This is a genomic window from Shewanella vaxholmensis (genome assembly GCF_031932135.1).
In the GTDB taxonomy this organism is placed as follows: Bacteria; Pseudomonadota; Gammaproteobacteria; order Enterobacterales; family Shewanellaceae; genus Shewanella; species Shewanella hafniensis.
The window spans coordinates 298,824-313,870 of sequence record NZ_JAUOEV010000002.1; the positions used below are offsets into that span (position 1 = coordinate 298,824).

General features: G+C 46.1%; 11 protein-coding genes and 1 pseudogene. 6 read left to right on the plus strand and 6 right to left on the minus strand.

Translation table 11 applies throughout. The features are described from left to right. Positions 1-164 precede the first annotated feature (164 nt). Positions 165-1,182: pseudogene (locus Q4Q46_RS03335) on the plus strand (GGDEF domain-containing protein). 100 nt (positions 1,183-1,282) lie between these two features. Here Q4Q46_RS03335 and Q4Q46_RS03340 read toward each other — a convergent pair. Beyond that, on the minus strand, positions 1,283-1,513 hold the full coding sequence (locus Q4Q46_RS03340; RefSeq protein WP_311905223.1) for a hypothetical protein: 231 nt from the start codon (positions 1,511-1,513) through the stop codon (positions 1,283-1,285). A gap of 71 nt (positions 1,514-1,584) precedes the next feature. On the opposite strand from Q4Q46_RS03340, the gene Q4Q46_RS03345 reads away from it, so the two are divergent. Then, complete coding sequence (locus tag Q4Q46_RS03345) at positions 1,585-2,001, plus strand: META domain-containing protein (RefSeq protein ID WP_006080326.1); 417 nt, start codon at positions 1,585-1,587, stop codon at positions 1,999-2,001. 123 nt (positions 2,002-2,124) lie between these two features. Here the strand turns inward: Q4Q46_RS03345 and Q4Q46_RS03350 are convergent, their stop codons facing one another. Further along, on the minus strand, positions 2,125-3,459 hold the full coding sequence (locus tag Q4Q46_RS03350; RefSeq protein ID WP_106651526.1) for a dicarboxylate/amino acid:cation symporter: 1,335 nt from the start codon (positions 3,457-3,459) through the stop codon (positions 2,125-2,127). Between the two features lie 207 nt (positions 3,460-3,666). Next, positions 3,667-3,963, minus strand: coding sequence for a hypothetical protein (locus Q4Q46_RS03355; RefSeq protein WP_311905254.1), 297 nt, complete (start codon positions 3,961-3,963; stop codon positions 3,667-3,669). A gap of 212 nt (positions 3,964-4,175) precedes the next feature. On the opposite strand from Q4Q46_RS03355, the gene Q4Q46_RS03360 reads away from it, so the two are divergent. Then, a complete protein-coding gene (locus tag Q4Q46_RS03360) occupies positions 4,176-4,619 on the plus strand; it encodes a GNAT family N-acetyltransferase (RefSeq protein WP_006084032.1) in 444 nt (147 codons plus the stop codon). A gap of 127 nt (positions 4,620-4,746) precedes the next feature. Here Q4Q46_RS03360 and Q4Q46_RS03365 read toward each other — a convergent pair whose 3' ends face one another. Further along, positions 4,747-6,042: an SLC5/6 family protein gene (locus Q4Q46_RS03365; RefSeq protein ID WP_311905224.1), complete on the minus strand. Its 1,296-nt coding sequence runs from the start codon at positions 6,040-6,042 to the stop codon at positions 4,747-4,749. A gap of 450 nt (positions 6,043-6,492) precedes the next feature. Then, positions 6,493-9,057 (minus strand): acylase, encoded by a 2,565-nt coding sequence (locus Q4Q46_RS03370; RefSeq protein WP_311905225.1) that lies wholly within the window; start codon positions 9,055-9,057, stop codon positions 6,493-6,495. A 244-nt stretch (positions 9,058-9,301) separates the two neighbouring features. Between Q4Q46_RS03370 and yjjX the strand changes: the two genes are divergently transcribed. The 3 genes from yjjX to Q4Q46_RS03385 all read left to right on the plus strand — a co-directional run bounded on the left by yjjX (position 9,302) and on the right by Q4Q46_RS03385 (position 13,606). After that, the gene (gene yjjX / locus Q4Q46_RS03375) at positions 9,302-9,862 is read left to right on the plus strand and encodes an inosine/xanthosine triphosphatase (protein ID WP_311905226.1); all 561 of its coding nucleotides are present in this window, start codon (positions 9,302-9,304) and stop codon (positions 9,860-9,862) included. A gap of 4 nt (positions 9,863-9,866) precedes the next feature. Next, a complete protein-coding gene (locus Q4Q46_RS03380) occupies positions 9,867-10,910 on the plus strand; it encodes a bifunctional helix-turn-helix transcriptional regulator/GNAT family N-acetyltransferase (RefSeq protein WP_311905227.1) in 1,044 nt (347 codons plus the stop codon). Positions 10,911-11,149: 239 nt separating this feature from the next. Beyond that, a complete protein-coding gene (locus Q4Q46_RS03385) occupies positions 11,150-13,606 on the plus strand; it encodes an ankyrin repeat domain-containing protein (RefSeq protein WP_311905228.1) in 2,457 nt (818 codons plus the stop codon). Positions 13,607-13,800: 194 nt separating this feature from the next. Here Q4Q46_RS03385 and Q4Q46_RS03390 read toward each other — a convergent pair whose 3' ends face one another. Further along, positions 13,801-14,991: a serine hydrolase domain-containing protein gene (locus tag Q4Q46_RS03390; protein WP_311890945.1), complete on the minus strand. Its 1,191-nt coding sequence runs from the start codon at positions 14,989-14,991 to the stop codon at positions 13,801-13,803. Positions 14,992-15,047 lie beyond the last annotated feature (56 nt).

The window sequence follows — 15,047 nt, forward strand, 5'->3', positions numbered from 1 at the left end:
TTCTCACAGCATAATGTTGGCTTTAGGCCCAATTTAAGGCCGTCAGTATACTCGGTTGGCTTAGTAGGCACAGCTAGAACAAGGTATTATTTAGTGCCTTGATTTGCTAAATCCCCTTTTATTTCCCAAACTTAATGAATATCTAGCCCTAGTTAGGCGTTTGTATGTTGCCCGAGACCATCAATCCCAACCTGAGTTTACTTGATAGCGACAATCAACAAGTGAATCTCACTCGCTGGATGCACCAATGTGAGCTAATCAACAGCTATTACAACGCTAACACGGTTTTTATATTCCAAAGGACCAGCGCAGGATTTGAGATCATTGTCAGCGCAATCACTGAAACACCACAATTTACCGCAGGTACTTTGTACCCCGCAGAACTCGAACTTTTTACACAGATACAAAATAGCCAACCCGACGGTTTATATCAAAACCTCGGCAGCTTTATGTTGGATGATTTACCACGGGATTTTGATGGCATTCAGCACATTCTCTCGCGCCCAATTGCTTGGCCCGATGGCAGCCAATTTGGCGCCCTGTGCGTACTCAACCCACATATGGCAGACCCGCTAGCCAATGCCGCTATGCTCGAACCGTTTCAGATATTGCTGCAACAGGAATTATCTCTGCTGTGCCAGAACCATCGCATTGAATCCCTTTCGATGCGCGACCAAGAAACTGGCATGCTCAATCATTATGGTTTTTTGATGATGGCGCCAAGACAGCTCAATTTAGGCCGCCGCTTTGGTGCCCATGCAGGCATAATCTTCTTTGAATTACTGAGTCCGGATACCACGCCCATCCCCCTCGAAGATAATCACCACAGGCTATTAGGCAAGTTGATCCAAGATACGATACGGACCGCCGACGTTGCCGCCCACTACAACACCACGCAATTTGTGGTACTGGCCTTTGTCGATGGTGAGCGGGATATTCAGCATATTATGAAGCGGGTAGAAAAACAGCTAGAACAGCAAAACCACCAGCTTAAACTCGATGCGAGCTACAGTTTTTTCACTCCAGAATCCAGCGCCAAACTCGCGCCCATGATGGAACTCGCGCGGGGCAAACTCGATTCAATTGCAACCACCAAAGCCTGAGGTTGAAGACACGCCAGTTAAGCCCGCTATAGACTCAAGCTTATACGATAATCCCGCCGCAGATTCGGCGGCGCTTTAAGTTAATGAAGCATTGATTTAACGAAGCGATAGGTTAACAGAGCTTTGATTTAACGAAGTGGCGAGTTAACGAAGTTTGGGTCTAATCACGCAGCAAGTCATCACTTAGATTGCTCATCCTGACGCTTCGCCCACTGAATAAACAGCACCACGGGATAGGGTGACATCAGAACTAACCCTAAGCCAATCAGGCTTGAGATCAGTAACATGCCGCTTATCTCTAGACTCCATTGCGTCAACATATAGAACCCAAGTCCACAAACTAGCATCAATACACCTAACCAATGTAAAAACTTCAACAAATTCATAGTACTTTTAAATGATTCCGTCATATAAACCTCTTTAGATCTTGAGTAAAACTTGTCACACTATGGCCATAACCATGGAAAAAGGAACCGTAACGATGTTAAAACAAACATTCATCTTAGGTGCGCTACTGTTGGGACTCACCGCCTGCCAAAGTACCGATGTCGCCCAAAATGAGACCATTCCATTAGAGGGCAGCTGGCACATTGAGATGGTTCAAGGCCAACCGACTATCGATTACAGCCCAGCGCAAATCACCTTTGAGGCCGAAGGCAAATTACACGGCAACAACAGCTGTAATAACTTTTTCGGTCAATATACTCAGCAAGGCCAAGAGCTTAAGCTATCTCCTGCCGGTAGCACAATGAAAGCCTGTGTCGATGCGCTAATGCAGCAAGAGCACAAAGTGATGCAAGCAATGCCATTAGTGGCTAAAGCTAAGCTAGTGCAAGGTCGCCTGACGCTACTCAACAGCGACGACAAGCCAGTGCTAATCTTGAGCCAACTGAAGTAAGCCCAGTGAAGTAAGCGAACTGAAGTAAACTCAACGAGATAAGCTTCAGCAAAGTACAATTGACTCGCATAAAAAAACCGCCATTGGCGGTTTTTTCGTTCTACAACCAGCAACCGAAGACGACTAGACTTTAGCGCTTTGCTCAGCCGCGGTTTCGAGGGCGATATTCTGCTCGGCTAGCACGGCACTTTGCACCATATCGGCATTGTAGTGCTCCATATCCAATTCATCCTCAGATTTAGCAATCACAGTTGTCGCCACTAAGTCACCGGATACGTTAACTACCGTGCGTGCCATATCCAAAATCCGGTCAATCCCAGCAATTAACGCCACGCCTTCCAAAGGTAAACCGACTGTCGATAATACTAACGTTAACATCACCAAACCCGCGCCTGGTACGCCAGCCGTACCAATTGAGGCTAAAGTCGCCGTTAAAATGATGGTGAGGTAATCTACCCAAGTTAAGTCAATACCAAAAGCTTGGGCGACAAAAAGAGCCGTCACACCTTGATATAAAGCGGTGCCATCCATGTTAATGGTTGTACCCAGCGGCAATACAAAACTGGAAATTTTCTTGTTCACACCTAAGTATTCGCTGGCGCATTTCATGCTCGCAGGTAAGGTACCCGCTGAACTAGAGGTAGTAAATGCCACAGCCATTGCATTACTGATCCCCTTGAAAAAATGTAAAGGATTCAGTTTAGAAAACATACTCAAAACAATACTGTAGAAGCCTAATACGTGAATAATGCAGCCAACGTAGACGGCAACAATAACCTTAAGCAGAGGGAGTAACATTTCAATCCCGTATGCTCCCGCCACCCAAGCCATCAATCCAAATACACCATAGGGCGCCAGCTTCATCACCATATCGGTTAACTTGTACATGGCTTCAGCAAGACTCTCGAACACTTTAATCGCTGGTTTTCCATGGTCACCGATCAACACTAAGGCAATCCCTAAGGCAACCGCAAAAACGATAACTTGCAAGATCTGACCGTTAGCTAACGCCGCGATAGGGTTGGTTGGGACTATATCAATCAGAGTCTGCATTACCGAAGGCACTTCCTTCGCTACATCAGAAACACCTGAGGGTAAGGGTAAATCAAGACCCGCACCTGGCTGGATAACATATCCAACGGCCAATCCAATACTGATAGCAATTGCCGTAGTACAAAGATAGAAAGTAAAGGACTTAAAACCAATCCGGCCCATCTTGGCAGTGTCTTCCATCGAAGTCACACCCACGATCAGTGAACAAAACACTAACGGCACAATCAACATCTTAATAATATTGACGAATAAGGTTCCAATCGGTTTTAACACCGTCGCTTGCTCACCTAATACTACGCCAACCGTAATTCCGAGCACCATACCGACTAGAATTTGTAGCCACAGAGGCACTGACATCCAGTAGGACCATGTACGGCCTAACATTGATGACGTTTGTTTTGACATGTTAATAACCTTGAATTTGAAATGAAGAACGGGCGAATGCCTATCCTTGGCTGGCACTAATTTATTCCCCAAATTAGCTGAGCGCAGAGTCTAGCATAACGGGCAAAAATCTAAGGATGATCTGTATCACGTTGATGCCAACCGCCGTAAAACCAGCCAAATATGCCAACGACATCGACCAACGCGACTGCATACTTAACCTTTATATTAAGCATCAAAATAGACTGTCACCATAACAGGTGCAATTTGCTGACGATAAAGCGCTGCTGGCGGTTGCTCACGTTCAATCAAGTAACTCCAGTAATCGTCATCAAAACCACTGAAAATAAAGTCAGATTTGCCCTTAGCTTTCAAGATCAACCACCACCAAACTAATCCCCATAAACCAAAGCTCAATAAAGTGAATACAAAGTGTAAACGATGATTAATTTTCTCATCAGCACCAAGATCAAAGGCAGGTAAAACCTTAAGCTTATAGCGGCGTGTCGACTTAACGAATCCCATCATTAGCTCACTTAGTTCAAAAAGGGCACTAGAGATAAGCCTAGCAGATAAGACTTTAGTCGTACAAAAATCCGCAACAACAAATCATATCAGTGCCAAACCTGCGACTGTCGAACTCGTTATCCCACAATGTTCCATGCTAAAGTGAGCCACAAAATGGTTGTTCACTAAACAAGAGCGGTATTACTCAATAACCGCCTAGGAGTTGTTGTATGTTGATCCGTAAAGCTAAAGCTCAGGACCTCAGTGCCTTAGTCCAATTTAATCAGGCGATGGCCCAAGAAACCGAAGGCTTAGCCTTAGATGAAGCGACACTAACCCGCGGCGTGGGCACGCTACTTGAGAGCCCGCAAAAAGGGTTTTACCTCGTCGCCGAAATTGAAGGTGAGATAGTCGGCTCGCTTATGGTGACATTTGAATGGAGCGATTGGCGCGCCAAGGATTATTACTGGATCCAGAGTGTATATATTCGCCCGCAAAATCGTCGCCAAGGCATTTATGGCAAGCTCTACAGTGAAGTCAAACAACTGGCCGAAGCCAATGGTGGCGCTGCCAGCTTCCGTTTATATGTTGAGCAAGAAAACCTCGCCGCCCAGCAGACCTATCAAGCCTTAGGGATGAAGCAGAGTTACTACTTAATGTACGAAGAAAAATAAATCCTTCAATAGCTTATTCACAATAAAAAAGGATCGGGCCAATGGCACGATCCTTTTTTTACGAGTCACGATTCAGATTAAAAGCCTAACGCTAACTCCTCGTTAAGCTTCACTGCACTCGCAAAACTTAACGGAAGAAACCAAACAGAATCGCCGTCATCGCCAGTAAACCTGCAATGATCACGAAGATATTGCTGATACGGCCACGATAGGCTTTTAACGCTGGCACTTTATACACGGCATACATAGGCATCAAGTACAGAATAGCCGCGATAATTGGGCCGCCTAAAGCTTCAATCATGCCTAAGATACTTGGGTTGATCACAGCCACAGCCCAGATAGTGACAAACATAAAGCCTAGGATGAACTTGTTGATCTTAGCGTCAGTGACTGATTTGCCGCTTGAGCGTAACTGCTTAACGATCACGCCTTTCATGCCTTCTGTCGCGCCCATGTAATGGCCGAAGAAAGAGGACACAATCGCGATAAAGGCGATAAACGGACCAAAGTAGCTTACAAAACCACTTGAATGCACGTTGGCGAGGTAAGACAAAATCGGTAAGTTCTGCGCTTTCGCTTCTGCCAATTGGGCTGGCGACAACGACAGCACACAAGAGAACACAAACAACATCACAAAGCCCACTAACATCATCGAAGTGTTACGTAAAATCACGTCGGCTTTACGAGAAGCATTGGCGCCATGATCACGTTTTAGTGACACAGAGAACTGTGAAATCGCAGGAGAATGGTTAAAGGCGAACACGAGCACAGGAATCGTTAACCACACAGTCCCTAAAAATGCACCCGCTTCTGGCACAACTTGTAAGGCATCCATTTTCCACTCAGGGATCAGGTAGATAGACATAAAGGCCAAAATACCCACCAGCGGATACACCAGCAATTGTGTCACTTTCAGCATAAACTTCTCGCCCGCAACCATCACAGCCATCATACCGAGGATCAATACACCCGATAAAATAAAGCGTGGTGGCGATGCCATGCCCAACTGATTGACGATAAAGCTATCGACTGTGTTGGTAATACCCACACCGTAAATTAATACAATCGGGTAGATAGCAAAGAAATACAGTACGGTAATGGCCTTACCTGCGCCAACACCAAAATGCTCTTCTACGACTTGGGTAATGTCGCTACCGGGAATGCTTGATGAACAAACAAAACGAGATAAACCTCGGTGAGCAAGATAGGTCATAGGACCGATAATTGCCGCCATTAATACCAAAGGCCAAAAGCCGCCCATGCCCGCATTGATAGGTAAAAATAAAATTCCAGCGCCAACGGCAGTGCCGAACAAACTCAACATCCAAGTCGTGTCTTGGCGAGTCCAAGGTAAGTGTTTCGTTGAATCTAGATTCTGTGTGCTTTGAGGTGTTCCAAGAACACTGGTCGCATCTTTTTGCATATAAAAGTTACCTTACGGTGTGACTAGCATAATAAATTCGCGCTAAGGATAACCAAAAAAAGCCCATAAAAGTTGATCTGACACGGCTTTATGTAAGGGAATTTCATAATAAACTGATATTGAGATCTAGATCGCTGATTTAATGTAATAAATCTTCAATATGGCAGCAAAAAACACACATAAAAAACCGCTTAACGACACAATATTTTCACCTCAAACCAAAGCCAGTGACATAGCATAAGCGCCGAGAAAAACACCGATTCGGAGATAAGTCACAAAAATCAGCAAAACATGACCCAGTACCGCATATCGATAGCTAGAGTCGATCAAGATCACATCCGCTAATGTTAAATTTTTACAAGTCGCTATCAGTTGTAAAAGCGTATAAAAAACGGCTCACTGCGGAACCAACGCCGGAGTGAGCCGTTAACGATTAACGCAAAAGCAGACTTAAGGTTTCTGTAACGTGAGCTCAGTGGTCGACACCACGGCTGGCGCTATATCGGCCTCTTTGAACAACAACGGACGGAAACTTTTCTCGCTTGAGTACAAGATACTTTGATCGGCAAACGCTGGCGTTAGGATATTACTCGACTCAGAGTAAGTTAAAATTCCCCGCGCCACTGGCCCTTCGTCAGTAAAGTTCACTGCCATCATCCAACTCGACCCATAACGCACTTGGTATCCCTTCGCCGTTAAGCCAGAACTCATCGCCTTACCAGTAACCACGTCCATCACAGGTGCGTACTTGTGCTGCGGGATTAAAGTGTCGTCACCCGACAGACTGGTCGAGAACACGTTGAATCCACCCTCGGCATTGTGGCTACCCGGCCAAGGTAAACGCGACCCGCTTGGCGTACCGTCCGGCAGCGATTTCTCCACGAATTGCACCTCACCCAATGGCGCATCTAAGGCAAAACCTGCTGCCTCAAGATTCAGTGCGCTGTGGGCTAAAGCCACTAAGGCGCTGCCATCTGTGGTCAAGGTTTTAGGTGTCGTTGCCGCATTGGCGGGATCGAATCCTTGGGTCAACATGGTCGTTTGGCTGAATTGGTGGGCAAACTCACGCAGTAAAGCACCGCCTTTGCTGTCGTTATCTTGCTTACCATTCCACGCTTTTAACGCCGTGCACGCCGAAGTGACATCCTTAGATAAACTCGCCGACACCACAACAGGCGTGCTGCCTTGGGCATCACACTGGGCAATCAAATCTGGCAGCACTAACTCAGCAAGATAACTGCGATTAGACAACACCGCCGCTTCGAGTTCTTCTAAGCTAAACTTGCCATCTGCCCCCGCCGCATCCTGCATTAAGCTCAAGCCCATACGCGTTCGCAGCGACAACTGCCCCGCTTCTGGCCCATACATGGGCGAGAAATAAGACAGCGGTTCATTCAAGTTAGTCGACCAGAATGAGTCATTGGAGTTTTGCACAAAGTCAGTACGCTCAAGCTTTGGCGCGCGGGCATAGGGTGTTGGGCCATCGAAACTAAACAGCGATGTGTTGCCGGGTAAAATCGTAAATCCGGCCTGCGCCTTAGCCGCTTTAATGTCTGGCGAGGTTTTTAACAACACCACTGCCGATTCAGACAATCCCGGGACTGTCGAGTCGTCGATGTAGAAAGCATTACCTTCTTTGTCGGCGTACATAGTGTTATTGAAGATAACGCCGTCGTAATCCTTGAAGGCCTGTTGGAACTCTTCTTTATTGGTCGCCATGTCCATCGCTAACCAATGGTCAACGGGGTCCATATTGCCCATGTTGGCGTCTTGGATCATAAAGGCGCTGCCATCATCCCAACCAAAAGGCGCTAAAGCAGGTGGCGCTTCAACCATAGGGCCTTTTGCCGTGGTGTAAATATCCTTCTCGGCCACTAACATGCCGGCAGGACCAGCATTCACCAGAATCGATACCGTCTCTTTGGTGATCGGCATAGGTTTACCATCGAACAGATATTGCATCCGATCGCCCGAGACTAACTCTAAGTTATACATCACAAAATGTTCGGCGGTTGAGAAGGTATGAGTCCACGCTAAATCTTTGTTAAAACCGATATTAATCGGCCCTGGCATACCCACAAGCGAGCCGCCCATCATGTCTAAATGCCCAGGGATCGTAATATGGGATTGCCAAAAACGCAGGTTACCCGTGTGTGGGAAATGCGGATTGCCGAGCACCATGCCTTTACCGTTCTCGGTTTTATCCTTACCTAAACCCCAACCGTTAGAGCCGAGTCCACGGGGGTTAGTCTCTGGCGTGGTGATGCGAGCCGCGCGGGCAATCAACTTAGACTGCATATCGGCCACAAATACCGTTTGGTCTTGGCTTGGCGCTGGCCCTAGGATACGCGGCATATATTCCTGCGCATCCCCCGGGTTCGCGTAAAAAATCAAATCGAGGAAGTTAGCTGCGCCCGGTAACAAAGCGATTGAAAACAGATAAGTTACCACATCCTCTGGCACTATGGGTTTCACCCAAGGCTGACCGCTACAGAAAGGTTCTGCCGTTTGTGTACCCGCTTCGACATCGGCTAGATATTGGTTATAACCAGAGGTAAAACCTTGGATAAGTGCCCGAGAGTTTTCACTAAACTGTGGCCATTTTTCTTCGGCTTGCGCTCTGATCTTTAGCGCTTTATAGGCAAAATCTGAGATAAGGTTACCGTTATCTTCCGCTGTGGGTTGGCCCGTAGTGAAGTCAATCGACGCATGGGGGCCAAAGTACATGGAACGCTGCGAGTTAGCCTTAATAAAGCCATCGGCTAACACACATAAATTATCCTGTGCCTGCGCATAACCACTACCAAAACCTAAGCTTTCTAAGTTATCGGCTTGGATATGCGGCACGCCGTAGGTGGTGCGGCGAATATTGGCTTTGAGTAAACCGTTGGGGGCAAAAGCTTGCAGTTGAGTTTCGGGTTCGGTGGGCGTAGTGCTATCTTCGCTATCGTTACAGCCGGCGAGTATTACACCGCAGGCCATCCCCATAGCGATCACGAGTTTGTTGAATTTCATTATTATTATCTCTTGGTTTTGGTTCCTTCAATTGCCTATCCCTGCCTCCATTACTGAAAGAGCAATAGACATATGTCGCTTCCTAGTCCCTAAGGCTGGCTATTGCCTCCCCTACTGTTGGCTTTTTACTGAGCTTCGCCGACGACTGTGGCAGAATAGAAAACCCAAACGCTTAGACACCTCAGACCATTTAAGCAATGATTCAAACGAGCGTCCACATTAAAAGCTGAAATAAACAACTTATATGCAACAAAACATTATCAAGATAAAAGTGGGTTCTAAAAACCCAGTAAAAATCAACGCGGCAACCAAAGCGATGGCACAACTGTTCCCCGACAGCATAATAGAAGCCAGTGGTATGGATGCGCCTTCAGGTGTTGCGGCGCAGCCAATGACAGATAAAGACACTCGCCAAGGGGCGATTAATCGGGTGTACTATTGTCAACAGCAGGATCTACAAGATACTCAAGCCGACTACTATTTTGCGATGGAAGGCGGTGTCGATTGTTTCGACTTTGGCCCAGCCACATTCGCCTATATCGCCATTGGGCATAAAGACCAACTTGCCATTGGCCGCAGCGCAATTTTGCCTCTGCCAATGCAGGTTTATCGGGCATTAGAAGCAGGTGAAGAACTCGGGCATGTGATGGATAGATTGTTCAATACCGTCAATATCAAACAAAAAGGCGGGGCCATAGGTTTACTCACCCACGGCCACGCGACCCGTGAAAGTAATTACACCCAAGCGATTATTCTCGCCATGGCGCCGCTATTAAATCCCGATATTTACGCACAAACTTGTTAGTAACATGTTGCAAGCGCAGTTGAAGCCCGCTAACTTAGTTGTGACATGCAACCAAACCCATTCGACTATGGCTCAAACAGACGCACCATCGACTCCAGTTATGCCTATGACTCACGCTAAGCAAACGGCGGAGTCAGGCTCATCCGCCCAACTTAGGCATTTATCTCGCTATCTGGTGAGAAATTTAGGCATGCTCAACGCCGCCTTTGGAGATTTGCCCCTCTCGCCAGTTCAAGCCCACGCCTTGTTTGAGATAGGCAAGCAGCCGCTGACCATCAAAGAGCTGGCCTGCAAACTCAGCATAGATAAGTCCAATGCGAGCCGAGCCATTAAGCATCTGATTGATAAAAATCTTGCCCAGAGTCAAATACACCCACGGGACAGTCGCTGTTTAGTCGTACAACTCACGCCCGCGGGGAAGAAGTTACTCCTGAAATTAGATACTCAGCAAAATCAATTATTTCAAGAGATCTTAGCCCAACTGACTCCGGCACAAACCTCACAAATTGAAGAGGCACTCATGTTATATAACCAAGCCGTACATAACGCCAAACACCAAAGTGGCTGTCACATTCGCCAAGCCACAGCCCAAGATGATGCCGCGATTGCCAAAGTCATCCGCGATGTCTCGGCCGAATACGGATTAACCGCGGATAAAGGTTATAGCGTGGCCGACCCGACCTTAGATTGCCTCAGCCAGATTTACTCCCAAGCGGGCGCCAACTATTGGATTATTGAATTAGAGGGGCGCATTCTAGGCGGCGCCGGTATTGCGCCGTTAGCTAACAGTGATGGCGTCTGCGAACTGCAGAAAATGTACTTTATGCCCGAAATTCGCGGTAAAGGACTCGCAACACGCGTAGCACTAATGGCACTCGATTTCGCCCGCGAAACGGGTTATCAAAGCTGCTATTTAGAAACCACAGCCGCGTTAAATGAAGCCGTAAAACTCTATGAGAAATTGGGCTTTGTGCATCTGTCGGCTCCCCTAGGGAACACAGGCCACGACGCCTGCGAAATGCCTATGCTGCTAGAACTTAATCAATAGAATACACAGCAAAATTTAAACAGAAGTCACAATGCCAAACAGCCATGATTAAGCATGTTTGGCATTATCAATTTGTATCAGCAAATGTTATTCAGCAAGATGATTTAAATTATCAGTCTTAGGGCATAGTTTTTCTTAACTTAATTGCATTAAAATATTGCAATTTTACCTCGCTCAATTTTTAATAAATTGAAAGGCGTTTGATACCATTTTGTTAACGGCATTAAATAGGGAACATTATGCTCAGTTGGATTTTTAGTAATAAGAAACTCACTCTTCGGGAAATATGCCTAGATAACACACTTTCGACCTCGGCTAAAATAAAGAAAGTTGATCAATTTCTTACCGATAGTGGAGATCTCAATTTTATTGATCTCAATGTTTCGCCCTGTAACATATTAGTTCCTCTATCTTGCCGTCCTCAGTCCGATTTAGTGCTTATAAAATACTTGCTCAACAAAGGCGCTAAAATCGAATGCAATGGTTTCAGTGCCTTACATTCGGCTATTGAATATAATAACTCTGAACTCGTTACCCTATACCTAGACTCTGGTGCCAATCTTTACTTTCAAAATCAATACAATAATTGCTGGCTCAACTATCTATTTCATCCTAATCCGCAGTATATCTATCAGGATCATCAACGTAGAGATATGATCGATCTTCTACTTGCAGCTAAGTTAGACATCAATAAACCGGTGAGCTTTTGGACCAATGGTGAAGTAAACCACCCGCTAGAAATATTATATGATGAACGAAGTAAAGATCTATTCCTGCATATCATTAATAAAGACATCCCATTAGAAATAGGTAAATTAAGTCTAATTGAAAATATTATTTTCTCGAGCGAATTTTGGGGAGTTGAAGCCTTTGCTCCTTTAGTAAAACGCTTTCCTGTATTTAAAAAGTCCCGTTATATTATGGCCAACGACAGCAGCTTCTGGGACGATGCCAATTTACTCGAGCTTTGTGTTTATGCCAAATCACAAGAATATACTGAATATCTGCTAGACCATTATCCGCAGCTCAAGGCAGACTCCCACGCCAAAAGTTTAGTCTATGCGGCATTGACCTCAGAATTTGACCTTGGGATTATCGAAAAGCTACTTAAGGCCACCGTCGATATCAATCGCATCTATAGGATGACTCCGCCCGAGGCCGACCATTCCCCCTTGCTCAACCAATATCTTGATCTTGCTAAATTTACCGATGTGAACAAACGGAGTTACATCTATCAAGCCCTTGAACTCTTGCTCAAATATGGCGCTAATCCTAATGCCGAATTTGTGAATACGGGTAAAGCCTATGAGATGTTAGTCTGGTCGAACTTACGACTACTGATTTATCCCATGGTCGAAAACAAAACCTTTCTGCCCGAGTTCCTCGATCTGTTCCTGCAATATGGCATGGATATCAATAAAAAATTTGGTGCGGTGGATGAACCGACCTTACTCACTCTCTGCCAGCGTGGTTCAGGTAAAGAAGATCAAGCAACACTTATCCAAGTGATGGAATATCTGCTCACCAAAGGGCTGGATTTAAGCCTCACCAATATCTACAACACTAACTATGTGTCTGCGGCGGCTATCTCCTGTCGAACCCAACTACTTGAATGGCTTATTAACCAAGGCGGGGATATTTTTACCCATTGCGGCCACGATAACTCGCCCATTCTACACAAGGCGATTTCGACCTACTGGTGGGATCAAATCTCTGGCCCAATGCGGCGCAATACCGTGGAACTCTTACTGCGCCACGGAGCTAAAATTGAAGAATTCTCAGTAGATGAGCAATTTACGCCACTCATGTGCGCCAGTTACTACGGCGCACAGTCCTGCGTAGAGGCGCTACTCGAACATGGCGCCAATCCCAATGCCATCAATGCCGAAGACACCACTCCCGCCCTTTGCGCTGTGATAGGTGGCAGTTCAATCGAGTTTCCTCGCTTTGAATCAACAGCGGTGCGGATCTTAAGGCTATTGCAACAATATGGCGCCGACTTAACAACTGAGAACTGCCGCGGCAATAGCCCGCTGGTCGCAGCTATAGAGCAGGAATATAAGGAGATTTTCGAAGCGCTGCTGCAAATAGCCTCCTACAGTGAAACTCAGCTTGAGCGAGCACTCGAAGTCGCGGAGCCAGAAAGCTATTTCAGCCGTCGCCTGCTACAACATATTAATGGCGAAACAATGCAACAGCAGACTCAAGTTCAGGCGCAGACTGAAACTAAACCTATCTCAAATATGCAGACAACCGAGACTGCGGATGATAACGCTCCTACTGGCCAACCAGATATAGCGTCTAAAAAGGCCAAATTAGAGGTAAGTAATGCGGCTTCAGATAAAAACCAAATCCCAACGCTGTTCGATCTCAAAACCAAAGTGCAGAGCTTCTTTAAACTTATCGCAAAGGATCCCGATATCACTGTCGCCCAATTTAAAGGCATAGAAGAACAGCTCGATCTGCTGATTGAAAAACTGAATGATTTTAGCTTTTTCCGCAATCAGGCCACCCAAGCGGAGTTTGAAGAAAGCGTGCAGGAATATATCGATGATACGGTCGATGAGATAAACAAGTTAATCGAGGATGATTATCCCGCCCTAACCGAAGCTTTAGTCGATTCAGTCTGGACGATTTTGCAGTACTTTAAGGTTGATATCGAAATTGAAACCGCACTGAGAAAGCGCTTCTGGTAACGATTAGCACCTACTTTGGGTAGCGGTTAGCACCTTAACTGCCAACGAGAACCAAGAGTAAAGCCCCAATTTTGGGGCTTTACTCTTTCGAGGTTAACGCTAACAAAAAGTGACGCTTTGGATACGGATATAGGCAGACTTAGCGGCCTATCAGCCAGCATAATGGCGAAAGCTAAGGTTTAAATATCAGAGGCTTAAACATCAGAGGCTTTAGCACGCAGTAACTGGCTACGGATGACTTGGCGAATCTGATTATGCAGTTCAAATACTCGGTTACGATCGTTAAGGTTTAGCGATAGGTTTTCCAGCATCACCAGATCCAAATTAAATTCAGGATAATGCAGCGTCATCGACATATAGCCAGAAACATAACCCGTATGACTGTATTCGACTAGGCCATCGTCCTTATTGATCCTCACCCCATAGCCATAGCGCATATTCGGCCATAAAAATTGGATCCCGGTATACGCCGTAGTCATACGTTGATAACTCTCTGTACTCAGCAACTTGCCAGAATGTAATAGATGCTGAAAGGCGGCATAGGTGGGCGCTGAGGTAATCAATCCCCCTGCGGGCAATAAAGTTTCATCAATCACTAAGTCAGCAGGGGCAATTACCTCACTTTCCTGTAAACCTACGGCGAGTGAAGGCACTTTGGCGTGAATCGCCTCAATACTGCCAAGCTCAGCACTCAGGCCATTAAGCTGGTATCGCGTTGCAAACTGCGCTACTTGTTTGGCAAAGGATTGTTGATTTATCTTCTCAAGCACTTGCCCAAGCAGTGAATAACCCAAATTAGAGTATTCAAATTGGCTTCCGGGCTCAAAGCGATTGGCCTTACCCAGTTTATCGACACCCGATGTATGAGTCAGCAGTTGATGCAGCGTAATCCGCGTGTCATAACGACTGGGGTTCAAAACACTCGTATTTGTGGCCGCTTCAGTGGCTTTTAGCCCCCTAGCTTCCACGTCAAGATCGCCAAAAAGGTAATGATTTAGCGTTTGATTTAAATCGAGTTTCCCCGTATCAAGTGCCTGCAACACTAGCGTTGCGGTAATTTGTTTAGAGAGCGATGCCATCACAAAGCGCGAGTCTTGATTGATACCTTCGCCCTTTTGCAGTTCAAGCTGCGGCTTGCCCTGCTCAAGCAGGATAACACTGCCACTCAATGGCTGCGGCGAATCCTTTATTGCGGTTTGGATTAAGGTCTTAATCTCTGCCGACTTTGAGACAGAGGATGCGGTTTGGCTTTCAACGGCAATCGAATTACTGCCTTGCCCGATTTGCTCTTGTTCAGCACCTGTTTCTAATAACAGACCAAAACTATTGGCACTTGGGAATAATAAAAAACCAGTCAACAGGGTACTGATAACACTCAAACGCATGGGTTATCCTTAACGTAATTAACAAATAATGCTCCTTGCTAGAAAAAAGCAAGCTT